At 73.8% G+C, this 22391-nt stretch carries 22 protein-coding genes; 7 read left to right on the top strand and 15 right to left on the bottom strand.

The genetic code is table 11. The annotated features are described in order from the left end of the window. Window positions 1-135 precede the first annotated feature (135 nt). Window positions 136-1104, top strand: coding sequence for a serine/threonine protein phosphatase (locus tag ACTMTJ_RS12590; RefSeq protein WP_441216433.1), 969 nt, complete (start codon window positions 136-138; stop codon window positions 1102-1104). On the opposite strand, the gene ACTMTJ_RS12585 is transcribed toward ACTMTJ_RS12590, so the two are convergent. Both ACTMTJ_RS12585 and ACTMTJ_RS12580 read right to left on the bottom strand, forming a co-directional pair. After that, complete coding sequence (locus ACTMTJ_RS12585) at window positions 1098-1520, bottom strand: nucleoside deaminase (RefSeq protein WP_441216431.1); 423 nt, start codon at window positions 1518-1520, stop codon at window positions 1098-1100. The genes ACTMTJ_RS12590 and ACTMTJ_RS12585 overlap by 7 nt on opposite strands. Further along, on the bottom strand, window positions 1517-3094 hold the full coding sequence (locus tag ACTMTJ_RS12580) for a glycosyltransferase 87 family protein (protein ID WP_441216429.1): 1578 nt from the start codon (window positions 3092-3094) through the stop codon (window positions 1517-1519). Before ACTMTJ_RS12580 ends, ACTMTJ_RS12585 begins: the two co-directional genes overlap by 4 nt. A gap of 76 nt (window positions 3095-3170) precedes the next feature. Here ACTMTJ_RS12580 and ACTMTJ_RS12575 point away from each other — a divergent pair, with 76 nt between their 5' ends. The 4 genes from ACTMTJ_RS12575 (at window position 3171) to ACTMTJ_RS12560 (ending at window position 6502) form a co-directional block, all read left to right on the top strand. After that, window positions 3171-4253, top strand: a complete 1083-nt coding sequence (locus ACTMTJ_RS12575) for a hypothetical protein (protein WP_441216427.1) — start codon at window positions 3171-3173, stop codon at window positions 4251-4253. 204 nt (window positions 4254-4457) lie between these two features. After that, window positions 4458-4802 carry an RNA polymerase-binding protein RbpA gene (locus ACTMTJ_RS12570; protein ID WP_173036160.1) on the top strand — a complete coding sequence of 115 codons (345 nt, stop codon included), beginning with the start codon at window positions 4458-4460 and terminating at the stop codon, window positions 4800-4802. A 138-nt stretch (window positions 4803-4940) separates the two neighbouring features. Beyond that, window positions 4941-5348: a YciI family protein gene (locus ACTMTJ_RS12565; RefSeq protein ID WP_441216843.1), complete on the top strand. Its 408-nt coding sequence runs from the start codon at window positions 4941-4943 to the stop codon at window positions 5346-5348. Between the two features lie 8 nt (window positions 5349-5356). Then, window positions 5357-6502 carry an RNA polymerase sigma factor gene (locus tag ACTMTJ_RS12560; RefSeq protein ID WP_441216842.1) on the top strand — a complete coding sequence of 382 codons (1146 nt, stop codon included), beginning with the start codon at window positions 5357-5359 and terminating at the stop codon, window positions 6500-6502. Window positions 6503-6535: 33 nt separating this feature from the next. On the opposite strand, the gene ACTMTJ_RS12555 is transcribed toward ACTMTJ_RS12560, so the two are convergent. From ACTMTJ_RS12555 to ACTMTJ_RS12515, 9 genes are all read right to left on the bottom strand, one after another. Further along, window positions 6536-6994: an FxsA family protein gene (locus ACTMTJ_RS12555; protein ID WP_441216425.1), complete on the bottom strand. Its 459-nt coding sequence runs from the start codon at window positions 6992-6994 to the stop codon at window positions 6536-6538. 375 nt (window positions 6995-7369) lie between these two features. Continuing rightward, the gene (locus tag ACTMTJ_RS12550) at window positions 7370-8122 is read right to left on the bottom strand and encodes an arylamine N-acetyltransferase family protein (RefSeq protein WP_441216424.1); all 753 of its coding nucleotides are present in this window, start codon (window positions 8120-8122) and stop codon (window positions 7370-7372) included. Beyond that, window positions 8115-9722 (bottom strand): apolipoprotein N-acyltransferase, encoded by a 1608-nt coding sequence (lnt, locus tag ACTMTJ_RS12545; RefSeq protein ID WP_441216841.1) that lies wholly within the window; start codon window positions 9720-9722, stop codon window positions 8115-8117. The genes ACTMTJ_RS12550 and lnt overlap by 8 nt, the downstream gene beginning before the upstream one ends. 398 nt (window positions 9723-10120) lie before the next feature. After that, entirely contained in the window at window positions 10121-11497 is a 1377-nt protein-coding gene (locus tag ACTMTJ_RS12540; RefSeq protein ID WP_441216423.1) for a glutamate mutase L, read from the bottom strand. After that, window positions 11494-11859: a hotdog domain-containing protein gene (locus ACTMTJ_RS12535; RefSeq protein WP_441216421.1), complete on the bottom strand. Its 366-nt coding sequence runs from the start codon at window positions 11857-11859 to the stop codon at window positions 11494-11496. The genes ACTMTJ_RS12540 and ACTMTJ_RS12535 overlap by 4 nt, the downstream gene beginning before the upstream one ends. Beyond that, window positions 11856-12605, bottom strand: coding sequence for an OAM dimerization domain-containing protein (locus tag ACTMTJ_RS12530; RefSeq protein ID WP_441216419.1), 750 nt, complete (start codon window positions 12603-12605; stop codon window positions 11856-11858). Before ACTMTJ_RS12530 ends, ACTMTJ_RS12535 begins: the two co-directional genes overlap by 4 nt. After that, window positions 12602-14152, bottom strand: a complete 1551-nt coding sequence (locus tag ACTMTJ_RS12525) for a lysine 5,6-aminomutase subunit alpha (protein ID WP_441216417.1) — start codon at window positions 14150-14152, stop codon at window positions 12602-12604. Before ACTMTJ_RS12525 ends, ACTMTJ_RS12530 begins: the two co-directional genes overlap by 4 nt. A gap of 5 nt (window positions 14153-14157) precedes the next feature. Then, window positions 14158-15663 carry an amidohydrolase gene (locus ACTMTJ_RS12520; RefSeq protein ID WP_441216415.1) on the bottom strand — a complete coding sequence of 502 codons (1506 nt, stop codon included), beginning with the start codon at window positions 15661-15663 and terminating at the stop codon, window positions 14158-14160. Further along, window positions 15660-16664 (bottom strand): L-erythro-3,5-diaminohexanoate dehydrogenase, encoded by a 1005-nt coding sequence (locus ACTMTJ_RS12515; RefSeq protein ID WP_441216413.1) that lies wholly within the window; start codon window positions 16662-16664, stop codon window positions 15660-15662. Before ACTMTJ_RS12515 ends, ACTMTJ_RS12520 begins: the two co-directional genes overlap by 4 nt. Window positions 16665-16741: 77 nt before the next feature. Here ACTMTJ_RS12515 and ACTMTJ_RS12510 point away from each other — a divergent pair, with 77 nt between their 5' ends. Further along, window positions 16742-18067 (top strand): KamA family radical SAM protein, encoded by a 1326-nt coding sequence (locus tag ACTMTJ_RS12510; protein ID WP_441216412.1) that lies wholly within the window; start codon window positions 16742-16744, stop codon window positions 18065-18067. Between the two features lie 55 nt (window positions 18068-18122). Here the strand turns inward: ACTMTJ_RS12510 and ACTMTJ_RS12505 are convergent, their stop codons facing one another. Then, window positions 18123-18317: a CsbD family protein gene (locus tag ACTMTJ_RS12505; protein ID WP_441216410.1), complete on the bottom strand. Its 195-nt coding sequence runs from the start codon at window positions 18315-18317 to the stop codon at window positions 18123-18125. Between the two features lie 210 nt (window positions 18318-18527). On the opposite strand from ACTMTJ_RS12505, the gene ACTMTJ_RS12500 reads away from it, so the two are divergent. Next, entirely contained in the window at window positions 18528-19094 is a 567-nt protein-coding gene (locus ACTMTJ_RS12500; protein WP_441216409.1) for a histidine phosphatase family protein, read from the top strand. On the opposite strand, the gene ACTMTJ_RS12495 is transcribed toward ACTMTJ_RS12500, so the two are convergent. The 3 genes from ACTMTJ_RS12495 to ACTMTJ_RS12485 form a co-directional block, all read right to left on the bottom strand. Next, a complete protein-coding gene (locus tag ACTMTJ_RS12495; RefSeq protein WP_441216408.1) occupies window positions 19072-19530 on the bottom strand; it encodes an Lrp/AsnC family transcriptional regulator in 459 nt (152 codons plus the stop codon). The genes ACTMTJ_RS12500 and ACTMTJ_RS12495 overlap by 23 nt on opposite strands. A gap of 58 nt (window positions 19531-19588) precedes the next feature. Then, complete coding sequence (locus ACTMTJ_RS12490) at window positions 19589-20794, bottom strand: RNA polymerase sigma factor (RefSeq protein WP_441216406.1); 1206 nt, start codon at window positions 20792-20794, stop codon at window positions 19589-19591. 78 nt (window positions 20795-20872) lie between these two features. Next, entirely contained in the window at window positions 20873-22327 is a 1455-nt protein-coding gene (locus tag ACTMTJ_RS12485) for a M1 family metallopeptidase (RefSeq protein ID WP_441216405.1), read from the bottom strand. Between the last annotated feature and the right edge of the window lie 64 nt (window positions 22328-22391).

Genomic DNA, 22391 nt, shown 5'->3' with positions numbered 1-22391 from the left:
ATCACGAACAATAACCGTCATTATGATGCGCGGCTCCCACCCTCTTTTTCGGATTATTGGATTACCGATAATGGCAATACGGTAATCGGTAGGCGGCTCTGTCCTGAGGTTGCGGCCAGCGGATAGTGTCCGTTTATGACCGCCGACATGACCGTGCCGTCCCGGCGGTTGGCGTGGCATCGTGAGGTCTCCGCGCGGCTGGAGGCGCTCGCTGACGGGCGGCTGGCCGAGCTGGTCGCCGAGGGGCGGGATGTCGCCACCGGGATCGGGGGTGCCTCGGCCGTCCTGGACGTGGACGGCTTCCCGGTGTTCGTGAAGCGGATCCCGCTGACCGACCTGGAGCGCCGCCCGGAAAACGTCATGTCGACCGCGAACCTGTTCGGGCTGCCGCCGTTCTACCAGTACGGCGTCGGCAGCACCGGCTTCGGCGCCTGGCGGGAGCTGACCGCCAACCGGTGGGCGACCGGCTGGGTGCTCGACGGACGCACCGCCGCGTTCCCGCTCATGTACCACTGGCGGGTCCTGCCCGGCGCCCCCGCGCCGCCGGCGGAGGCGGCGGACGTGGAGCGGGCCGTCGCCTACTGGGAGGGGTCGCCGGCCGTGCGGGAGCGGCTGCACGCGCTGGCCGCGGCGTCGGCGAGCCTGGTGCTGTTCCTGGAGTACCTGCCGCACGACCTGCACGACTGGCTCAGCGGCCAGCCGGAGGAGGCGTACGCGATGGTGGAGCGGCGGCTGCGCGCCGACGTGGCGTTCATGAACGGCGCCGGCCTGCTGCACTTCGACGCCCACTTCGGCAACGTCCGCACCGACGGTGAGCGGCTCTACCTGGGTGACCTGGGGCTGGCCACGTCACCGCGCTTCGCGCTGTCTGCGGCCGAGGGAGAGTTCGTCGCGCGGCATCGCCACCACGACCTGTGCCATACGCTGACCCAGCTGGTCAACCGCCTGGAACGCAACGGCGCCGGCGGCCCCATCGTGCGCCGTTACGCGCCGGTCGCCGACGTGATGAACGCCTTCTACCGGCGCCTGTTCGGGCAGAGCCGCGCGACGCCGTACCCGGCCGAGGAGCTGGCGCGGGCGATGGCCCTGGCGGGGCTTCAGTAGTAGCCGGCGACGACCGCGCTGGCCTCGTCGTGCAGGGCCGGGCCGTCCTGCGGTACCACCGGCCAGCCGCCGCCGGGCTTGAGGGCGTCGAGCTGCGCGGTCGACAGCGCGAACACCACCCGCCCCAGCCCGGACCGGGCGATCGCGCCGGTGCACATGCCGCACGGCTCGCAGCTGGTGTACATGGTGGTCGCCGCCGCCGTACCCGGGTCGAGGTGCTTGGCGGCCCAGCGGGCGAGCTTGAGCTCCGGGTGGGCGGTGATGTCGTCGTCGGTGAGGGAGGTGTTGCGTTCCTCGGCGAGCACGGCGCCGTCCGGGCCGGCCAGCAGCGACCCGAACGGCGGGTTGCCGGCCCGCCGTGCCTCGGCGGCGAGGGCGATGGCGCGGCGCAGGAGGGTTTCGGTGTCGGGGGTCACGGGTCGCTCCGTTCGGTCAGTTCGGTGAACGCGGCGAGCTCCCGCCCGTCCGCGGCGTAGGCGGTCAGCCGCCCGTGGGTGAGGTTGGCGCCGCGGAACGAGAACTCGCGCGGCCCCGGCGCCACCACCGCCAGCAGCGGGATGGCGCGGGCCGAGCCGCCGGGCGCGGACCGGTACTCCAGCCGGGCGACCGCGTCGCCGACCACGCCGTTCACCCGCATCTTGGTCTTTTCCCGGGCGACGTCGAAGCGCACCGGGACCTCGGGGCGGACCACCAGACCGCCGGCCCAGGCGCGGCTGGCGAAGAAGTAGCGGGGGTTGGCGGCGTCGTCCATTGTGTACGCCTTGAAGGTGGGGTCGGCGCCGGCCGGCAGCGGCAGCACCGCGAAGCCGGCCAGCACCGCCGCGCCCACCACCGCGACCCGCAGACCCGCCCGCCGCCGGGACCGGATCCGCGCCGCGGCGGCCACCACGCCGCCGCAGCCGGCCAGGCAGACCGCGGCCACGCCGAACGCGCGGGCGTTCTCGAACAGGAACTGCACACCGGGGTACGTGGAGACGTCGCCGAGCACCGCGCCCAGCGACACCGTCATCACCACCAGCAGCACGGCGCCGGCGACCCGCTGCGCGACGCCGTGGGTGGCCACGAGCAGCATCGCGGCGAGGACCGTCCACACCTGGTGGTGGGTCCACGACACCGGCGAGGCGACCACGGTGGCGCAGCCGACGAGCACCGCCGCGCGTACCGGCTCGCCGCCGCGCCACAGCGCCCGGGCCCGCCACATGGCGGTGCCGGCGACCAACGCGACCAGCGTCGCCCAGACGAACGGCAGCGTGCCGGGGTCGACGCCGGCGCGCAGCAGCATGCCGTGCAGCGACTGGTTGCCCATCCAGGCCAGGTTGCCGACCCGGGAGGTCTGCGTCACGGTGCCGGTCCAGTACGCCCAGCTGTCCGCCGGCAGCGCGACCGCGCCGACCACCGCGCACGCGGCGAACGCGGCCGCCGCCCGGGCCGCGTCGCGGGGGCGGCCGGCCAGCAGGAAGTACCCGACGAACAGCAGCGGGGTCAGCTTGACCGCGGCGGCGACGCCGACCAGCACGCCCCGGTAGCGGGCCGGGGTCAGCCCCACCGCGTCGACCAGGGCGAGCAGCACCACGAAGAAGCTGACCTGCCCGAACCGCAGGTTGCTCTGCGCCGGCGCGGACACCAGCACCGCGCACGCGACCGCCGCGACCACGACCGGCCGCCCGCCGAACGCGCCCTTCACCGACGCGGCGATCGCCGCCACCGCCGCGCAGGACAGCACCAGCCACAGCACCTGGAGCGCGCCCTCGGGCAGCGCGGTCAGCGGCCGCAGCAGCACCATCGCGAACGGCGGGTAGGTGAACGGCCCACCGTTGGCCGCCACGTACTCGTAGAGCGGCTGGCCGGCCCCGACGTGCTCGGCGGCGCCGTAGTAGATGTGCAGGTCGGAGAGGCGCTCGGCGGCCGGTCGGGCCAGCACCAGCGCCGATGACCCCACCGCGGCCGCGCCGAACAGCGCCCACACGCCCGCCGCCCCCCGCCCGATCACGGTGCCACGGTAGCGTCCGCCGGCCACGCGCGCCTGCGCTATCCGGTGGCCGTACGGCACTAGACTGCGGGCCACGATGGACGCTCCAGCCGAGACCCGCCCCTGTACGCACTGCGGCAAGCCGGTGCCGCAGCGGGCCGCCGCCGGCCGGCCGTTCCGGTACTGCCGCGACAACGACGGCGCCTGCCAGAAGGCCTCCCGCAACGTGCGCATGCGCCACCGCAACTCCCCGGGCCTGGCCGGGCAGGTGTCCCGCGCGTGGGAGGTGGTCGACCGGCTCGACCAGGCGGTGGAGACGCTGACCGAGGCGTTGCACGCCGACCTGTCCCCGGCCGGGGTCGAGCGGCAGGTCGCCGAGGTGCGGGCGGAGGCGACCGCGGAGATCGCCGCCGCGCAGGCCGAGCGCGACGACGCCCGCCGGGCCGCCGACAGCGCCGCCGAGGAGCTGCTGCGGGCGCGGCAGGAGCAGGCCGCCGCGGTACACGAAAAGGAGCGTGCCCTCGCCGAGGCGGCGCACGCGGCGCGGGTGGCCGCGACGGCGGGTGAGCGGGCCGCGGCGGCCGACGCCGCGCGGGACGAGGCCCAGCGGGCGGCCAGCGCCGCGGACGCGCTGCGGTTCCAGGCCGAGCGTGACCGCGACGCCGCACGTGCCGAGGCGACGGCGACCCGGCAGGAGCGCGACGCCGACCGCCGCCAGCTCGCCGAGACCATCCGGGAGCGGGACGCCGTGCGCGCCGAGGCCGAGCACGCGGCGCGGGCCGCGGCCGAGTCGCTGGAGCAGGCGGACGCGTTCCGGGCCGAGAGCGAGGCGGCGGCCGCGGCGGCGTCGCGGGCGCACACCGAGGCGCAGACGGCGCGGGCGGCGGCGGAGGGGTTCCGGGCCGAGGCTGAGGCGGCCAACGCCACCGCGGAGCAGTCCCGCGCCCGCGCCGCCGAGGCCGAGGCGGAGCGGGACCGGCTCTCCGCGGAGCTGCGGGTGGCGCGGGAGACCGCCGCGTCGGCCGAGGCCCGCCTCGCCGACCAGGGGGTGCGGCTGACCGCCGCGCTCGCCGACCGGGACGCCGCGCTGGCTCGGGTGGCGCAGCTCTCCGGCCAGGTCACCGATCTTGCGTCGGCGCTGGCCAACCTGAGCCCGGCGCCGGCACCGTCGGCTAACTGACACCCGCCGTAGAACGGAGAATTTGGACCAATAGGTCGTAGTCGTTCGCGCGTCACGCCGGTGTCGCTCACCACGAAGATCCACCCGCTACCCTCGATAGCGTTCACCGAGCCGAAACACCTGGGGGCCGGTCGGGAATCGTCCGACCGACCCCTGTCGTTACAAAAGTGAAGACCAGCACCACGACCGAGGGGAAAGCCGATCATGGGCGAGCGCATGCTGCGCGGGAGCCGTCTGGGAGCAGTCAGCTACGAGTCCGACCGCAACACCGAGCTGGCCCCGCGACAGACCCGCGAGTACCTCTGCGCCAAGGGCCACCAGTTCGAGGTGCCCTTCGCCGTTGACGCCGAGGTCCCGATGACCTGGGAGTGCAAGTTCGACGGCAGCGTGGCACGCCTGGTGGACGGCAGCGAGCCGGAGCAGAAGAAGGCCAAGCCCCCGCGCACCCACTGGGACATGCTGCTGGAGCGGCGTTCGATCGCCGAGCTCGAGGACATCCTGGCCGAGCGCCTCGAGGAGGTCCGCGCTCGCCGCGGCCGCTCCGCCTGACACCACGCACGAACGAAAAGGCCCTCGCCGGAAAATGGCGGGGGCTTTTTCGTGTGCCGGATGTCGAGAACCCGAGGGCGGCTCCGTCCCCGGGGCGGACACGGCCACAATGGGCCGTACCTCGACGAGGAGAACACGATGGCCAAGTACCTGCTGCTCAAGCACTACCGCGGCGCCCCGACGGCGGTCAACGAGGCGCCGATGGACCAGTGGACCCCGGAGGAGATCTCCGCCCACATGCGGTACATGGACGACTTCGCCGCCCGGCTCGAAGGCACCGGCGAGTTCGTCGACGCCCAGGCGCTGTCCCCGGAGGGCACGTTCGTCCGCTACGACGGCGAGGGGCGGCCGCCGGTCACCGACGGGCCGTTCGCGGAGACCAAGGACCTGATCGCCGGCTGGATGGTGATCGACGTCGACACCTACGAGCGGGCGATCGAGCTGGCCGGCGAGCTGTCCGCGGCGCCCGGTGTGGGTGGCAAGCCGATCCACGAGTGGCTCGAGGTGCGCCCGTTCCTGGCCGCGCCGCCGACCATCACCGAGTGAGGGCGCGGGTGGACGAGGCCCTGCTGCGGACCCTCACCCCCACCGTGACCGGGGTCCTCGTCCGTCGCGGAGCCGACTTCGCGGCGGCCGAGGACGCCGTGCAGGAGGCCCTGGTCGAGGCGGTGCGCCTGTGGCCGGACGGCACGCCCCGGGATCCGAAGGGCTGGCTGGTCACCGTCGCCTGGCGCAAGTTCCTCGACGCGGCCCGCGCCGACTCCTCCCGGCGGCACCGCGAGCAGCTCGTCGAGGCCGAGCCCGCGCGCGGCCCCGGCGAGGCGGTGGACGACACCCTCTGGCTGTACTTCCTGTGCGCGCACCCGTCGCTGAGCCCGGCCTCGGCCGTCGCGTTGACGCTGCGCGCGGTCGGCGGCCTGACCACGCGGCAGATCGCCCAGGCCTACCTGGTGCCGGAGGCGACGATGGCCCAGCGGATCAGCCGGGCCAAGCGGACCGTCGCGGGCGTCCGGTTCGACCAGCCCGGTGACGTCGCCACCGTGCTGCGGGTGCTCTACCTGGTCTTCAACGAGGGCTACTCCGGCGACGTCGACCTGGCCGCCGAGGCGATCCGGCTCACCCGCCAGCTGGCGGCCATGACCACGCACGAGGAGGTCGCCGGGCTGCTCGCGCTGATGCTGCTGCACCACGCGCGGCGCCCGGCCCGGACCCGCCCGGACGGCAGCCTGGTGCCGCTGGCCGAGCAGGACCGCCGCCGGTGGGACACCCGCATGATCGCCGAGGGGGTCGGCGTGCTCCAGGCGGCCCTGGCCCGCGACCGGCTGGGCGAGTTCCAGGCCCAGGCGGCCGTCGCCGCGCTGCACGCCGACGCCCGCACGGCCGAGGAGACCGACTGGGTGCAGATCGTCGAGTGGTACGACGAGCTGGTGCGGCTCACCGGCAATCCGGTGGCCCGCCTCAACCGGGCCGTCGCGGTCGGTGAAGCGGACGGCCCGCGGGCCGGCCTGGCCGCCCTGGCCGGGCTCGACCCGACCCTGCCCCGCTACACCGCCGCCGCGGCGTACCTGCACGAGCGGGACGGCGACCCGGTCACCGCGGCCCGGCTCTACGCCGAGGCCGCCCGGTCGGCGCCCAACCTGCCCGAACGCGAGCACCTCACCCGCCAGGCCGCCCGGCTCAACGCGCGCCCGCGCCGCTGAGCGGGCGGCTCAGACCCCCGGCGCTGCGGGCGCTCAGACGATCTCGCCCTCGATCGCGCCGTCGGACTCCGGGGCGCCCCGGTGCACCTTCACCTTGCGCGGGCCGAACAGGTCGCCGGCGACCGCCGTGGAGACCCGGCGCTCGGTCCAGCGCTGCACCCCGCGCCGCGCCACCGCGCGGGCCGGCGGCAGCAGCAGCACCAGGCCGGCGAGGGTGGTCACGAAGCCGGGCACGCTCAGCAGCGCGCCGGCGCCCAGGCCGACGATGCCGTCGATGACCCGCTCGCCGGGGTGCTGGCCGGCGTTGGCGGCGGCGACGAAGCCCCGCCAGGCGCGCACACCCTCACGGCGCAGCAGCATCATCCCGACGAACGAGGCCGCGAGCACCGCCAGCAGCGCCCAGCCGTATCCGATCCAGCCGCCGACCAGGATGAAGACGGCGATCTCCGCGGCCGCTACGAGCGGCACGCCCAACGCGATTGCCCGTCCCATCCGTCAAGAATGCCACGCGGCCGGACGCATCGGTGAGCGCCACCTCGCCGGAAGGCTCGCTCCCGCCCGCGCCGGCCAAGATCCCGACAAAATCCCTGTTTTGTTGCCTCGCGCGCCTTCTGAGGCAACAAAAACGCCGCCGGCCCAAGATTCGAGATCTTGGAGAGTTAGGGCGCCATATCAACCCTAACTGTCCTAGATCTCGACGTTCTCGGCTGAGCCTGCTGACGCTGCGTCACAGACGGTGGCCGGCGAGGTCGACCCATCCCGCGGGCGGGAAATCCATATAGCGCCGGGGCCTTCACTGGGTGAGCGGCGACCGAAGGCCGCCGCTCACCCAGGCCGGCGAAGCCGGCCAACGTTTGTGGCCCCGCACTAGACCGCCACCCGCGGCACCCGGTCCAGCACCAGCCCGAAGTGTTCCCGGTAGGCGGCCAGCACCGCGTCGTCGCCGTCCAGCACGGTTTCGGTGCGGGCGCCGGCCGGGTCGGTGCGGATGAGGCGGTCGCCGCTGAGCGTGACCCGGCCGCCGTCCGGGGCCAGCATCGAGCAGGTCAACGAGCGGGTGAAGTGCGAGTCCGGCGACGTGGACTGCCACCAGCAGGTGGGGGCGAAGTCGGCCAGATCGTACGGGCGGGGGTCGATCCGGTACTGCGGCTCACCGTCCATCACGATCTCGAGGTCGCCGAGGTCGCGGTCGACGACCACGAACGACCCGCCCGGGTCCGGCTGCGGCGCGCGTGAGGCCAGCGACAGCGGATGGTGGGCGAAGCGGCCGAAGCCCACGTCGACAAGCCACGGCTCGCCGTCCACCGCCACCCGCAGGGCCAGGTGGTCGAACGGGGGCCCCCACCGCTTGCCGCCCCAGACCCGGGCCTGGTGCAACGACACGGTGTACCCGAGGGCGGTGAGCAGGGCGGCGAAGGCGCCGTTGAGCTCGTAACAGAAGCCGCCCCGCCGCCGCGTCACGATCTTGTCGGGCAGGGCGGTCAGGTCGATCGGCTCGCCGAGGTGGACGGAGAGGTTTTCGAACGGCACCGTGCCCAGGTGCGCCCGCTGCAACACGCGCAGGCCGTCGAGCCCGGACGGCGGCCGGTCGACGCCGATCCGCGCCAGGTAGTCATCCACGGCGGCGGACCACCACGGCACCGGCCAGCAGCACCAGCCCCAGGCCCACCAGGAACATCTCCGGCCACACACCGGCACGGGTGGCGAGGGTGCGGTAGCCGGAGATCCGCATCTCCCGCACCACCACCTCCTGGGTGTTGAAGCCGGTCGTCTCGTGCGTCTCGCCGTCCGCGGTCACGAACCCGGACACCCCGACCGTCGAGGCCATCAGCGACTCGCGGCCGTGCTCGACCGCCCGCAGCCGTACCATCGCCATCTGCTGGCGTGCCTCGGCGACGTTGAAGGTCGCGTTGTTGGTCTGCACCGCCAGGATGCCGGCGCCGTTGGTGACGGTGTCGCGCACGATGCCGTCGTAGGCGACCTCGAAGCAGATCACGTCGCCGACCGCCACCGGCCCGGTCTGGATGACGCCCGGCCGCTGCCCGGCGACCATGTCGGCGACCCGGTCGACCTCCTTGCTCACCAGGCGGGCGACGTCGCGCAGCGGCATGTACTCGGCGAACGGCACCGGATGCCGCTTCACGTACGTCTGCGCGACGTCGGGGCCGGTGTCCGCCCGCCACAGCAGGCCCACGTTGCGCACCTCGCCCGGGGCGGGGCCGCGCAGGATGCCGCCGACCAGGATCGGCGCCCGGATCGCGGCGGCCGCGGCGTAGATGCGGCTGGAGGCGGTCGCGTCGCGCAGCGGGTCGACGTCGCTGGCGTTTTCCGGCCACACCACCAGATCCGGCTGCGGCTCCTGGCCGGCGGCGACCCGCCCGGCGAGCGCGATCGTGGCGGTGACGTGGTTTTCCAGCACGGCGCGGCGCTGGGCGTTGAAGTCAAGACCCATCCGCGGCACGTTGCCCTGGACGATCGCGACGGTCACCGGCTCGCCCTCGCGCGGCGCGGTCGGCACCAGCAGCCCGGCGGCGGTCACCGCGACCGCGCCGACCGCGAGCCCGGCCGCGGACAGCACCAGGCGGCCGCGGGCCAGGCGGGCCGGCCACAGGTTCCACGGCCGCCACGCGGCGGTCACCAGCAGCCCGCCGGCGAGCGCCACCCCGAACGTGACCAGCGGCGCGCCACCGACCGCGGCCAGCCGCACCAGCGGCGAGTCCTCCTGGCTGAACGCGAGCCGCCCCCACGGGAACCCGCCGTACGGGCCGCGGTCACGGATCGCCTCCTGCGCCACCCACAGCAGCGCGGTCGCCGGCGGCCACGCCCACCGGAACCGGTCGACGAGCGGGCTGACGTAGGCGGTGGCCCCGCCCAGCAGCGCGACGAACCCGGCCTGGAGCCCCGACAGCAGCAGCCACGGCGCCAGCCCGGTGTGCAGGTTGGTCCAGCTCAGCAGCGGCAGGAACAGCGCCAGCCCGGCCAGCGCGCCCAACCCCAGCCCGGCCCGGAAGCGGCGGCGGTGCACGGACGCGGCCAGCAGCGCGACACCGACCGGGGCCAGCCACCACAACCCATAGGTGGGGAACGACAGCAGCAGCGCCACCCCGGCCGCCACCGCCATCGCCGCGCCGGCGGCCAGCGGCAGGGGGTGCGGGGCCTCCCGCACCTGCGATTCGGGAGAGTCGGCCTCGGCGGCCGGGGTCTCGGCGGGCTCCACCATGGTCACCTGCCGAAGGGTACGCGCGTAACGGCGTAGAACGGAAAATCGGGGCGCCGCCGTGGCGGCACCCCGATGCTCCCAGGCCCTACCCGGGGCCGGTGCGACAGTTGATCTCCACGACCTTCGGACCGACGGGACGAACGCTGGCTGCCCACGCGCCGCCGTTGTCTACTGGTCGCGGTCACCCCCCTGCCTGAGCACCGACTCAGCTCCTCGGCCGGTCCGCGCCGCCCCGCCGACCCCCGCCCGCTGGACCTGGTGTCGGCTTGCTTGGCCAGCTGGCGAAGGGACGAAGCGAACAACAGCCGCTCCCCGTTGTAGGACCTAAAGACGGTACGTGCCGCCCCCCGTGGGCTGTCAACCACTCCGGCGTGTCGAAGCCCGGCGTGTTTCGTCGATCATCCGACCAGCAGGTGATCACGCAGCAGCGCGAACGCCGCCGCCGGGTGGTCGGCGGCCAGCAGGCCGCCCGCGGCCAGCACATACTCCCGATCGACCACTGTGGTCGCCGCCCGCGGCAGCGGCCACCCGCCGCCGTGATCGGACAAAACCGCATCGAGTACCCGCTGGGAGTCCCGCCGCGAGGAAAAGCGCAGCACCCCGCCCGAGCCGATCACGAGCGACACGTCGCGCAGGTCCCGCCGCCCGAACCCGCCCGCCTCCCCACGCGCGTGCCGCCGCACCGCCACGACCGCCGCCAGCGTGGCCAGCCGCAAGTCCGCCGAGCCGCCTGAGCCGCCCGCTCCCCAAGAGGGCAGCCCGGTCACCGCCTGGACGGGTATACGGGAGCCCTGCTCAGAATTCACGCCCAAGAGGGCTGCCCTCTCGAGGGCGTCGCTGGGCAGGGTCGGGTCTTCGGCGCGGAGCCGGGCGGCCTCGGCGAGCGCCTCGTCGTGCGGGAGCTTCTCCAGGGCGGCGGCCGCCACCACGCCGGGAGCGCTCCACCGCACGCCCAGGTCGCCCTCCACGGTGCGGGCCCGCGGCAGCGACCCGGCCGCCTCCGCGCCGCCGTCGGCGCCTTCTGGGAGGGCCGAGTAGACGTCGGTGGTGGCGCCGCCCACGTCGACCACGAGCAGCCCGCGCCCGGTGCGGTCGGCGAGCAACTCCACGGCGGCCAGGACCGCGTCCGGGGTGGCCGCCCGCACCAGCCGCGCGAACCGCCGCCCGAACTTCCCGCCGATCACGTGCCGCAGGAACACCTCCCGGATCGCCGCCCGCGCCGGACCGGGCCGCAGCACGCCGATGCGGGGCAGCACGTTGTCCACAATGGTGGCTCCACGAAGGACACCGGCGACCTCGTCGCGGGCGTCGGCGTTGCCGGCCACCACGATCGGCACCCGCCACCCGGCCAGCCGCCGCGCGTTGTGCAGCAGCACGTCGGCGTCGCCGCCGTCGGTGCCGCCGACCAGCAGCACCACGTCGGGGCGGGCGGCGCGCAGCTCCCGCACCCCGGCCGGGTCCAGCGGCCCGGCCGCCACGTGCACCACCCGGGCACCCGCGGACAGGCCCACCCGGTGCCCGGCCTCGGCCGTGACCAGCCGCTCGTAGCCCGCGACGGCGAGTCGCAGTCCGCCACCGGCTGAGGATGACACGTACCAAGGGATCGACGCGGCCTCGAGCGGGACGGCGGTGGCCCGGACCGCGGCGGCCAGCCCGGTCATCGGGTCGGCGGTGGTGGGGTGCGCGGCCGTCGCGACCAGGCGGCCGGCGTCGAGGTCGACGACGGCGGCCTTGGTGTAGGTGGAGCCGACGTCCGCGCAGACGGCGGCCTTCACGGCACGACGACGGTGCCCACCGCGGTGACCGCCACCACCGGCGGGTCCAGCACCCGCGCCCCCGACCCGCCGGTGCCCCGGCACACCACCACGCAGGAGAACTCCAGCGTGCGGCTGCGCGTGCCCACCCGGGTCACCGTCGCGGTCGCCTCGACCACGTCACCGGCCCGCACCGGCGCCCGGAACTGTACGTCCGAATAGGACGCGAACAGCCCCTCGTCGCCGTCCATCCGGATGCACACCTCGGTGGCGACGTCGCCGAACAGCCCCAGCGCGTACGCCCCGTCGACCAGGTCGCCGGCGTAGTGGGCGTGGGAGTAGGGAACGTACCGCCGGTGGGTGACCGTCAGACCCGCACTCATGCCGCCGCCGCCTTCGCCGTCGTGAGCGCGTGCACCAGGTAGCTGGCCACCTCGCGCGGTGTGGTGCCCCGCCCGAAGATGCGGTCGACGCCGAGCTCGCCGGCCATCATCTCGTCGAAGCGCGGCCCACCCGCCACCAGCAGCGGCCGCCGCCCGGCCGGAAACGCCTCCCGGAACGCGGCGGCCATCTCCCGCACGTTGTGCAGGTGCGCGTCCCGCTGGGTGACCACCTGCGAGACCAGCACCGCGTCGGCTTTCTCCACGCGGGCCGCCTCGACCAGCTCCGGCACGGTCACCTGGGCGCCGAGGTTGCGCACCTTCAGCTCCCGGTAGTACTCCAGGCCCTTCTCGCCGGCGATCCCCTTGACGTTGAGGATCGCGTCGATGCCGACCGTGTGCGCGTCGGTGCCGATGCACGCGCCCACCACCGACAGCTTGCGCCGCAGCCGCCGCTTCACGGCGGTGTTGACGTCCTTGGCCGTCATCAGCGGGTAGTCCCGCTCGGCGGCCTTCACCGCGGACATGTCCACGAGGTGGCGCACCCGCCCGTACACGACGAAGAACGTGTAGCCGTCGCCGATCTGCTTGGCGTGCACCAGCATCGCCGGGTCGAGCCCCATCTTCCCGGCCAACTGGAGGGCGGCACCCTCGGCCCGCTTGTCGTGCGGCACCGGCAACGTGAACGACACCTGCACCATCCCGTCCCCGGTCGTGTCCCCGTACGGCCGCACGATCTGCCCGCTCATGACGCCGCCTCCAGGAGCTCGGTCGCCGGGTTGTGGTAGTCGGGCTCGTGGGCGGCCACGCCGTCCAGGCCCTTGCCGCGGTCCGCGGGGCGTTTCATGATGCCGAACGTGCCGTCGCCGATCGCGGCCAGCAGCGTGTCGTCGCGGATCCGCTCCAGCAGGCCGACGGCCTCGGCCAGCACCTGGTGTGCGCGCCGCTGGATCAGCCCGCCCGGCGCGGGCACGAAGTCCTCGTGCAGGCCGCCGGCCGCGTCGAGCACGTACCGCACGTTCTGGAGGGCGATGTCCCGGTCGGACAGCCACGGGGTGACCACCGCCTCGGTCATCATGCCGACCAGCAGGATGCCCTGCCCGGTCATCGCGCCCACCAGGTTGAAGAACCCGTCCAGCAGGTTGCCCCGGAACACGTCCCCGGTCATGTGGCGGGTCGGCGGCATCCACTTCAGCGGCGCGTCCGGAAACAGCTCGCGGGCCAGCAGCGCGTGCGCCAGCTCCAACCGGAACGAGTCGGGCAGGTCCGGGTTGATCTCGAAGGCGTGCCCCAGGCCCAGCTGCCGGTCGGCCAGGCCCGCCTCGTGCGCGAAGTACTCGTTCAACAGCTGGCTGACGGTGACCGTGTGCGCCGCCTCGACCGCGTCGGCGGTGGTGAGGTAGTTGTCCTCGCCGGTGTTGATGACGATCCCCGCGCGGGCGTGCACCTGCCGGGAGAAGCGCTGGTCGACGAACGTGCGGATCGGGTTGATGTCGCGGAACAGGATCCCGTACATCGAGTCGTTCAGCATCATGTCCAGCCGCTCCAGGCCGGCCAGCACCGCCATCTCCGGCATGCACAGCCCGGACGCGTAGTTCGTCAACCGCACGTAGCGGCCCAGCTCGCGCGACGACTCGTCCAGCGCCGCCCGCATGAGGCGGAAGTTCTCCTGCGTCGCGTACGTGCCGGCGAACCCCTCCCGGGTCGCACCCTCCGGCACGTAGTCCAGAAGGGACTGCCCGGTCGAGCGGATCACCGCGATCACGTCCGCGCCGGCGCGGGCGGCCGCCCGCGCCTGGGGGATGTCCTCGAAGATGTCGCCGGTCGCCACGATCAGGTAGATCCACGGGCGGCGCGGCGCGTCGCCGTGCCGCTTGACGAGCCGGTCGCGTTCGGCGCGGCGCCGGTCGATCCGCCGCAGCCCCGCCGCGACATGCCTACGCGCCAGCCGCCGGGCGGCCGCGGACCTGGCGGGCACCGCGAACCGCACCGAACCGGCCGCCGCCTTCTGGGCCAGCAGCGTGACGTCGTCGAGGCCCTCGCGCAGCAGCGCGTCGAACACCGGCACCGCCACACCGTGCCCCAACCCCACGTCGGCGGTGACCGCGTCGACGAGCCGGTTGACCCACGGGATGCCGTCCGGGTCGGCGCCGCTCACCCCCGCCAGCCGCAGCACCGCCCGCTCGACCGAGACGGTGGTGTGGCCACGCGCCAGGTCGACGACCGGCCGCCCCACCTCGGCGGCCAGCGCCCGCGCCCGCGCGACGACCGCCGGGTCCAGGTCGAGCTTTCCCATCGGCCTCACTCCTCGTAGATCACATCGCCGCGCAGCACCGTGCGCCGGCACACCGGAAGCTCGTCGAGCACCGGCAGCCCCTTCTCTAGGACTCCTGCGAAAGACCACACCGCGAACGTCGCCGGTGCCCCGGGCGACAGCACCCCCTCGTTGTCGCGGTGCACGGCCCGCCACCCGCCGCGCGTGTGCGCCGCGAACGCCGCCCGCACGCTCATCCGCTGCACCGGGTTGAAATGCCGCACCGCCGCCCGCACGCTGCCCCACGGGTCTAGCGGCGTCACCGGCGAATCCGAACCGAACGCCAGCGCCACACCCACCCCGTGCATCGCGCCCATCGGGTTCGACTCCAACGACCGGGCCACGCCCAGCCGCTGCGCGTACATCTGCGACTCGCCACCCCACAGCCGGTCGAACGCCGGCTGCATGCTCGCCACGATCCCGTACTCCACGAAACCCGCGATCAGCCGCTTGTTCATGATCTCGGCGTGCTCGACCCGGTGGCGGGCGTCCCGCAGCCGCTCCACGCCCAGCTTGCGGGCCGCCTCGGCGAAACCCGCCAGCACCGTCGTGATCGCCGCGTCCCCGATCGCGTGGAACCCGCCCTGCACACCGTGCGCCGCGCAGTCCAGCAGATGGTCGCGGACCTGCTCGGCGGTCAGGTACCCGTGGCCGCACCCCTCGGCGTCCACGTAGGACTCCGACAGGTGGGCGGTCTGCGAACCCAGCGCCCCGTCCGCGAACAGGTCGCCGCCCGCCCCCACCGCGCCCAGGTCCCGCGCCTTCGCCGCGGCGAGCAGCTCACCCCAGTACCCGTACACCTCGGCATGCCCCTGCCCCGACAAGGCCAGCAGGCCGGTGAAGTCCGCCTCGCTCGACGTGCCCGGCCCACCACACTCGTGCACCGCCGCGATGCCCAGCTGCGCCGCCCGCCGCAACGTCGCCCGCTGCGCCCCGGTCCGCTGCGCGGCCGGGATCGAGCCGAGGGCCAGCTCCCGCACCACGTGGTGCGCGTCCCGGCGAACCCATCCGGACTCGCCGTAGCCCGGCGTGCCCCGCGCCGCCGCCAGCAGCGAGGGCGTGCACAGCGCGGAATGCATGGAAGCCTGCGACAGATACGCCCGGCGCCCGCCGGCGGCCCGCTCCAGCGCCGCCGCGTCCGGCTTGGCCTGGTCCGCCCAGGTGGTCTCGTCCCACCCGTGCCCCAGCACGATCGCGTCGCCCGGCAACCCCTCCGCGAACGCCGCCACCGCGTCCAACAACGAACCCGCCGAACGGGCGCCGCTCAGATCGAGGCCGGACAGCGTCAGCCCGGTGTCGGTGCAGTGCACGTGCGCGTCGACGAACGCCGGCGTCACCAGCGCCCCGTCGAGGTCCACGGCGATGTCGGCGGAGGGCGCGTCGGCGGACGCGCCGACCCACGCGATCGCGCCGTCGCGCACCAGCAGGGCGGTCGCCGTAGGGTCCGCGGGGCTGTAGACGGTCCCATTCCGGTACAGGGTCGAGGCAGTCATGCGCTCAGTCTGCCCTCGAATAGTTTCCGGACGGCGGGAACTTCGCGCAGCAGGTCGAGGGCGTAGTCGGCGTGGCCGGGCACGTACCCGTTGCCGACCAGCATCGTCACGTCGGCCGCCAGCCCCTCCGCGCCCAGCGCCGCCGCCGCGAAGCTCGTCGCCATCGAGAAGAAGACCACCGTGCCGCCGGCCGCGGTCGCCAGGATCGCCCCGTGCTCGCACCCCGGCACGTCCACGCAGACGACCGTCACGTCGACCGGTGCACCGATGGCCGCCGCGACCGCGACCGGATCGCGCGCGTCCGCCACCACCACCCGGTCGGCCAGGCCAGCTCCGCGCAGCAGCGCCGCCTCCGCGTCATCCAAAACCACAGCCGTGGTACGAGCGGCCCCCGCGGCCCGGGCGGCAGCCAGTGACAACGAGCCGCTCTTCCCGGCCCCTCCCAGCACCGCCACGGCTCCGCCGGGCCGCACCACCCGCGCCGTCAGCGCCGGCGCGCCACACACGTCGAGCACCGCGAGGGCGAGGCGCGGGTCGAGGTCGTCCGGGAGGACCGCGGCGACCGAGCGGGCGAACAGGATCGCGTGACCCGTGCACGGCACCTGCTCGCTCCGGCCGTCCCACGTCGTATCCGCGATGTGCAGCGGCGTCAACGTGAGCGACACGAGCGTGGCCACCCGGTCGCCGGGCTCGAGGCCCAGCGGCGACTCCGGGCCCACCTCGTCGACCGTCCCGATCAGCATCCCGCCCGAACCGGTGACCGGATTGTGCATCTTGCCCCGGCGCCCGACGATCTCCAGGACCTCGGCGCGCACCGCCGCACCGTCGCCGCCGTGCTTCTCCGACAGCTGCCGGAAGCTCGCCGCGTCGAGGTTGAGCCGCTCGACCGCGATCCGCACCTCGTCCGCGCCGATCTCCGGCCGTGCGTCGAGGCGCTCCGCCGCCTGCGGCAACACACCCTTCGGCGCCAGCACGCGATGCAGCCCCACCGGTGAAGTCATTGGCCTTGCCCTCTTCCCACGGGAAATCTTACGGTAGATTATCTAGATCACCGGATGATTTCTAGTTTGGGGGCGACGTGGGGCAGCCGTACGAGTACCGCCGGCGTGAGCTCGTGGAGCCCGACTGGGCCCGCTTCCCCGGCTGGCGCGACGTCACCCGCGAGCAGTGGGAGTCCGCGCAGTGGCAGCGCGTCCACTGCGTCAAGAACGTCAAGCAGCTCCGCGCCGTCCTCGGCGACCTCGTCCCCGACGCCTTCTACGACGACCTCGTCGCCGACCAGCGCGAGCGCGCCACCATGTCGATGCTCGTCCCGCCCCAGATGCTCAACACGATGTCGACCGACGACTTCTACGGCGACCCCGTCCGGCGGTACATGATCCCCGTCGCCTCCGACCGCCGCACCGACTGGCCGTCACACCCGCACGCCGCCCGCGACTCCCTCCACGAGCACGACATGTGGGTCGCCGAAGGACTCACCCACCGCTACCCCACCAAGGTGCTCGCCGAGCTGCTCTCCACCTGCCCGCAGTACTGCGGCCACTGCACCCGCATGGACCTCGTCGGCAACTCCACACCCGCCGTCGACAAGCTCAAGCTCACCCTCAAACCCACCGACCGGTACGACGCCCACGTCGCCTACCTGCGCGCCCACCCCGGCGTTCGCGACGTCGTCGTGTCCGGCGGCGACGTGGCCAACGTGCCCTGGCGCCACCTCGAGTCGTACCTCATGCGCCTGCTCGACATCGAGACCATCCGCGACATCCGGCTCGCCACCAAGGCGCTCATGGGCCTACCCCAGCACTGGCTCCAGCCCGACGTCGTCGAAGGCCTCGAACGGGTCGCCCGCACCGCCGCCCGCCGCGGCGTCAACCTCGCCATCCACACCCACGTCAACCACGCCAACTCGCTCACCCCGCTGGTCGCGCGCGCCGCGCAGACCGCGCTCGAAGTCGGCGTCCGCGACGTACGCAACCAGGGCGTCCTCATGCGCGGCGTCAACGCCACCACGCCCGAGCTGCTCGACCTGTGCTTCGCGCTCCAGGGCGAGGCCGGCATCCTGCCGTACTACTTCTACATGTGCGACATGATCCCCAACGCCGAGCACTGGCGCGTGCCGGTGTGGCAGGCCCAAGAGCTCCAGCACGACATCATGGGCTACCTGCCCGGCTACGCCACGCCCCGCATCGTGTGCGACGTGCCGCTGGTCGGCAAGCGCTGGGTACACATGGTCACCGAGTACGACCGCGAGCACGGCATCTCGTACTGGACCAAGAACTACCGCACCTCCATCGAGCAGGAGGACGACGAGGCCCTGGCCCGCCGCTACCCGTACTACGACCCGATCGACACCCTGCCCGAGTCCGGCCAGAAGTGGTGGCGCAAACAGGAAATGAGCGAATAGCACGCGACCGGGGTGTCCACAAGGGACACCCCGGTCATGGCAGATGGATCAAAAGTCAGCCGCGGAACGCGTCCCGCGCCTCGCGCCCGGCGTCCTTCACGTGCTCGCCGGCCTGCTTCGCCTTGGCGGCGGCGCGCTCGCTGGCGCCCTCGGCCTGCATGCTCTCGTTGTCGGTGGCGTCGCCGACGCGCTCCTTCACGGTGCCCTTGAGCTCCTCGGCCTTGTTGCGTGCCTTATCTGCGAGGCTCATCGTCACTCCTCCTGAGTAGCGCTCGTCTCTCCGCTTCGAGGTGCCCGCTCCTTCGTTGGCGAAAACCTCTCCCCTTGTGCGGCATGGCACATCCCGTAAGGCGTCCTAGGAAGCTAGGTATCGGATCCGGGGCCATGTGGCGCCCGCGGGTCACACCCTCTACGGCATCCTAGGAGGCTAGGTGTGTGGCGTCTCTGGTTGACTGGCGCCGTGGGGGAAGTCGTTCTCGTGCGCCACGGCCAGACCGAGTGGAGCGCCGCGCACCGGCACACGTCGTACACCGACATCGACCTGACGCCCGACGGCGAGGAGCAGGCCCGTGCCACCGGGCGCCGCCTCGCCGGCCGGCCGTTCGTGGCGGTGTTCTCCAGCCCGCGCAAGCGGGCCCTGCGCACCGCGGAGCTGGCCGGCCTCGCGGTCAGCGAGATCGACGCGGACCTGGCCGAGTGGGACTACGGCGAGTACGAGGGGATCACCACCGACGAGATCCACGCCACCCGCGATCCACAGTGGAACCTGTGGACCGACGGCTGCCCCGGCGGCGAGTCCCCGGAGCGGGTGGGCGCCCGCCTCGACCGGGTGCTCGCCAAGGCGCGCGTGGCCGCCGAGCGGGGCGACGTGGCGCTCGTCGGGCACGGGCACGCGCTGCGGGTGGCCGGCGCGCGGTGGGTGGAGCTACCCCCGAGCGGCGGCGGCAAGCTGCGGCTGGACACCGCCACGATCTCCGTCCTGGGGTACGAGCACCGCCGGCCGGTCATCCACCACTGGAACTCGTGATCCGCGGCGGCCGCCCCTCGTAGGGCGTCGACAGCACCACCGTCGTACGGGTGGTGACGTTGGCGGCCGTGCGGATCTGCTGGAGCAGCCGCTCCAGCTCGGCCGGGCTGGCCACGCGCACCAGCAGCAGGTAGAAGTCCTCCCCCGCCACCGAGTAGCACGAGTCGATCTCGGGCAGGTGGGCAAGCCGGTCGGGCGCGTCGTCGGGCTGGGACGGGTCGAGCGGGCGGATCGCGATGAACGCGCTCAGCGGCAGCTCCAACGCCTCGTACGACACGCGCGCGCCGTACCCCTTGATGACGCCGCGCTGCTCCAGCCGCCGCACCCGCTGGTGCACGGCGGACACCGACAGCCCCACCCGTTCCGCCAGGTCGGTGTACGACAGGCGGCCGTCCGCGGTCAGCGCCGCGACGATGGCGCGATCGATCTCCTCCACGGCGAGAAAACTACACCGCCGCCGGACGCCGAGGCGGCTACGGCGCGGCGCGGGCCCGTCATCGCGCGCGCAGGCTGAGCCGCCGAGCCAGCAGCTCCCGCTCGGCCGGGTTGGCGGCCAGCGCGAGCGCCCGCCGGGTCGCCTCCGTCGCCTCCTCGTCCCGGCCGAGGTCGGCCAGCAGCTCCGCGCGGGTCGAGTGCCATAGCCGGTAGCCGTCCAGCCGCTCCCCCAGCTCCTCCACCTCGGCGAGCGCGGCGGCCGCCCCGTGCGTGTGCCGCGTCGCCACCGCCCGCCCCAACCGCACCACCGGCGTCGGCTGGACGGCGTAGAGCGTGTCATACAGCCCGCGGATGGTCGCCCAGTCGGTGCGGGCGTAGGTGGGTGCGAGCGCGTGCTGGGCCGCGATCGCCGCCTGGAGAAGATAGGGACCGGGCCGGTCGCGGGTCACCGCCACCCGCAACCGCGCGGCCGCCGCCTCGATCAAGGACCGGTCCCACCGGGTACGGTCCTGGTCCTCCAGCAGCACCAGCCGCCCGTCACCGTCGAAGCGGGTGGCGGCACGCGCCTCGTGCAGCTCCAGCAACGCGGCCAGCCCCGCCGCCTCCGGCTCTCCCGGCATGAGCGTGGCGAGCTGGCGGGCCAGGTCGAGCGCCTCCCGCGTCAGGTCGCGCCGCCGGGGTGTGTCGCGCGCGCTGGCCAGGTATCCCTCGTTGAAGACCAGGTAGACGACGGCGAGCACCGCCGGGAGCCGAGACCCGTACTCCTCCGGCGGCGGCAGCTCGAACCGCACTCCCCCCGCCCGCAGCTGCCGCTTGGCCCGCACCAGCCGCTGCGCCATCGTCGCGGTCGGCACGAGGAACGCCGCCCCGATGGCCTCCGCCGGCAACCCGCTGGCCGCGTGCAGGGTCAGCGCCACCTGGAGCGGCTCGCTCAGCGACGGATGGCAGCAGGCGAAGACGAGCGCGAGCCGGTCGTCCCCGGTCGGCGCGGCGGGCGGCTCGCCGGCGACGAGCGCGAGCTTCTCCCGGCCGGCCCGCTCCCGCCGCAGCCGGTCGATCGCCTTACGCCACGCGGTGGTCACCAGCCAGCCGGTGGCACTGCCCGGCACGCCGTCGTCGGGCCAGCGCCGCAACGCCTCGCCGACCGCCTCCTGGAGCGCGTCTTCGGCGAGGTCGAGGTCACCGAGGCGCCGGCTCAGCACCCCCAGCATGCTGCCCGCCTCGTCCCGCCACACCTGGTCGAGCAGCGCTGCCACGTCCGCCACGCCGCCAGCCTAGAGCGCCTAGCGGGGCGGGGCGGTGCCGCACCGGCTCAAAACAGTGACCAGCATCGATAGAAACGGTTACCGGCGCAACCCCGCCGGGGCGCGGCCGGCGGCCGGAGCGGCGCCGCCGGGGTAGGGCGGCTTGGTGTCCGTGAAGAGCCACGCCTGGAAGAGCGGGCCGAGCCGCTGCCCCGAGACCCGCTCGGCCAGCGCCACGAACTCCGCGGTGGAGCCGTTGCCGTCCCGCTTCGCCGCGTACCAGCCGCGCACGATCCGCCAGAACGCGCCGTCGCCCACGGTCATCCGCAGCGCGTGCAGGGTCATCGCGCCCCGGAGGTACACCGAGTCGTCGAGCAGGTCGAGGTCGGCCGGGCCGGGGTCGCCGGGCGGCGGCGCCCAGTACGCGGCGTCCAGCGGCTGGCTGTAGTAGTAGTCGAAGGCGTCCCGCGGCGTGAACTGGCCGAGGTGCTCGCCCCACAGCCACTCCGCGTAGGTGGCGAAGCCCTCGTTGAGCCAGATGTCGTCGAAGTGCCGCATGCCGACGCTGTCGCCGAACCATTGGTGGGCGACCTCGTGCGCCACCAGGTATGTGTTGTCGCCCAGCTCGAGGCTGTACAGGTCGTAGATCGGCCGGGTCTGTAGCTCCAGCGAGAACGCGAGGTCGCGGGTGTCGTCGACGATCGCGCCGTTGGCCTCGAAGGGGTACGGGCCGAAATGGCCGGCCAGCACGTCGGTGATCTCGTCGGTGCGGGCGACGTCGTCGGCGAGGCCCGGTGGCACGTCGGGGTCGACGGCGATGACGGTCGGCCGCCCGTCCCGCCACGTGGTCCGCACGTCGAACTCGCCGATCGCCACCGTCGCCAGATAGCTGATCATCGGCGTGCGCTGCTCCCAGCGCCAGGTCGCCCAGCCGCCCCGCGTGTCCCGCCCCCGCGGCACGCCGTTGGCGATCGCCTCCAGACCGGCCGGCACCGTCACCGCGAACGAGTAGCTCGCCTTGTCCAGCGGATGGTCGTTGACCGGGTACCAGCTCGCGGCCACCTCGGGGAAACCGGCCACGACCGCGCCGTCGTCGGTGTGCAGGAAGCCGGACGGCCAGATCCGGCGCGGGAACTGCTTCGGAAACGGCTCGGGCACGCCGTGGTAGCGCACGTCCACCGTGAACACCGAACCCGCGCGCACCCTCCGCTGGACGGTCAGCTCCTGCCCGGCCCGCGCGTGGGCCGCGGCCCGCCCGTCGACCCGCAGCCCGTCGACCGTCAGCCCGACGAGGTCGAGGTTGAAGCTCGACAGGTGCTGCGTGGCCCGCGCCCGGATCACCGCCCGGCCGGTGAGCAGGTCGGTGTCCGGCTGGTAGCGGATGTCGAGGTCGTAGCGCAGGACGTCGTATCCGCCGTTGCCGTACGTCGGGAAGTACGGATCGCCCAGGCCCGGCGCACCCGGCCGGAACCCGCCCCCGGCGGCCCCGGGCGCGGCACTCAGCAGCACGACGAGTCCGGCGCACACCGCGGCGATCAGGCTCCTCCAGCGCATACCGAGAAGGCTAGGGAGACGACGTCGACAATCAATCGGGCAACCGACACTGCTGTGAACGCGT

This window comes from Phytohabitans sp. LJ34 (genome assembly GCF_052068095.1).
Taxonomy (GTDB): domain Bacteria; phylum Actinomycetota; class Actinomycetes; order Mycobacteriales; family Micromonosporaceae; genus Phytohabitans.
Note: the sequence above shows the minus strand (reverse complement) of the source record. Positions and strands in the feature narration are given on the sequence as shown.

Bases quoted from the DNA above. Each gene is read 5' to 3' on its own strand.
- ACTMTJ_RS12590 (WP_441216433.1), top strand. From the start codon at position 136: ATGACCGCCGACATGACCGTGCCGTCCCGGCGGTTGGCGTGGCATCGT.
- ACTMTJ_RS12575 (WP_441216427.1), top strand. From the start codon at position 3,171: ATGGACGCTCCAGCCGAGACCCGCCCCTGTACGCACTGCGGCAAGCCG.
- ACTMTJ_RS12570 (WP_173036160.1), top strand. From the start codon at position 4,458: ATGGGCGAGCGCATGCTGCGCGGGAGCCGTCTGGGAGCAGTCAGCTAC.
- ACTMTJ_RS12565 (WP_441216843.1), top strand. From the start codon at position 4,941: ATGGCCAAGTACCTGCTGCTCAAGCACTACCGCGGCGCCCCGACGGCG.
- ACTMTJ_RS12555 (WP_441216425.1), bottom strand. From the start codon at position 6,994: ATGGGACGGGCAATCGCGTTGGGCGTGCCGCTCGTAGCGGCCGCGGAG.
- lnt (WP_441216841.1), bottom strand. From the start codon at position 9,722: ATGGTGGAGCCCGCCGAGACCCCGGCCGCCGAGGCCGACTCTCCCGAA.
- ACTMTJ_RS12535 (WP_441216421.1), bottom strand. From the start codon at position 11,859: ATGAGTGCGGGTCTGACGGTCACCCACCGGCGGTACGTTCCCTACTCC.
- ACTMTJ_RS12530 (WP_441216419.1), bottom strand. From the start codon at position 12,605: ATGAGCGGGCAGATCGTGCGGCCGTACGGGGACACGACCGGGGACGGG.
- ACTMTJ_RS12525 (WP_441216417.1), bottom strand. From the start codon at position 14,152: ATGGGAAAGCTCGACCTGGACCCGGCGGTCGTCGCGCGGGCGCGGGCG.
- ACTMTJ_RS12520 (WP_441216415.1), bottom strand. From the start codon at position 15,663: ATGACTGCCTCGACCCTGTACCGGAATGGGACCGTCTACAGCCCCGCG.
- ACTMTJ_RS12515 (WP_441216413.1), bottom strand. From the start codon at position 16,664: ATGACTTCACCGGTGGGGCTGCATCGCGTGCTGGCGCCGAAGGGTGTG.
- ACTMTJ_RS12505 (WP_441216410.1), bottom strand. From the start codon at position 18,317: ATGAGCCTCGCAGATAAGGCACGCAACAAGGCCGAGGAGCTCAAGGGC.
- ACTMTJ_RS12485 (WP_441216405.1), bottom strand. From the start codon at position 22,327: ATGCGCTGGAGGAGCCTGATCGCCGCGGTGTGCGCCGGACTCGTCGTG.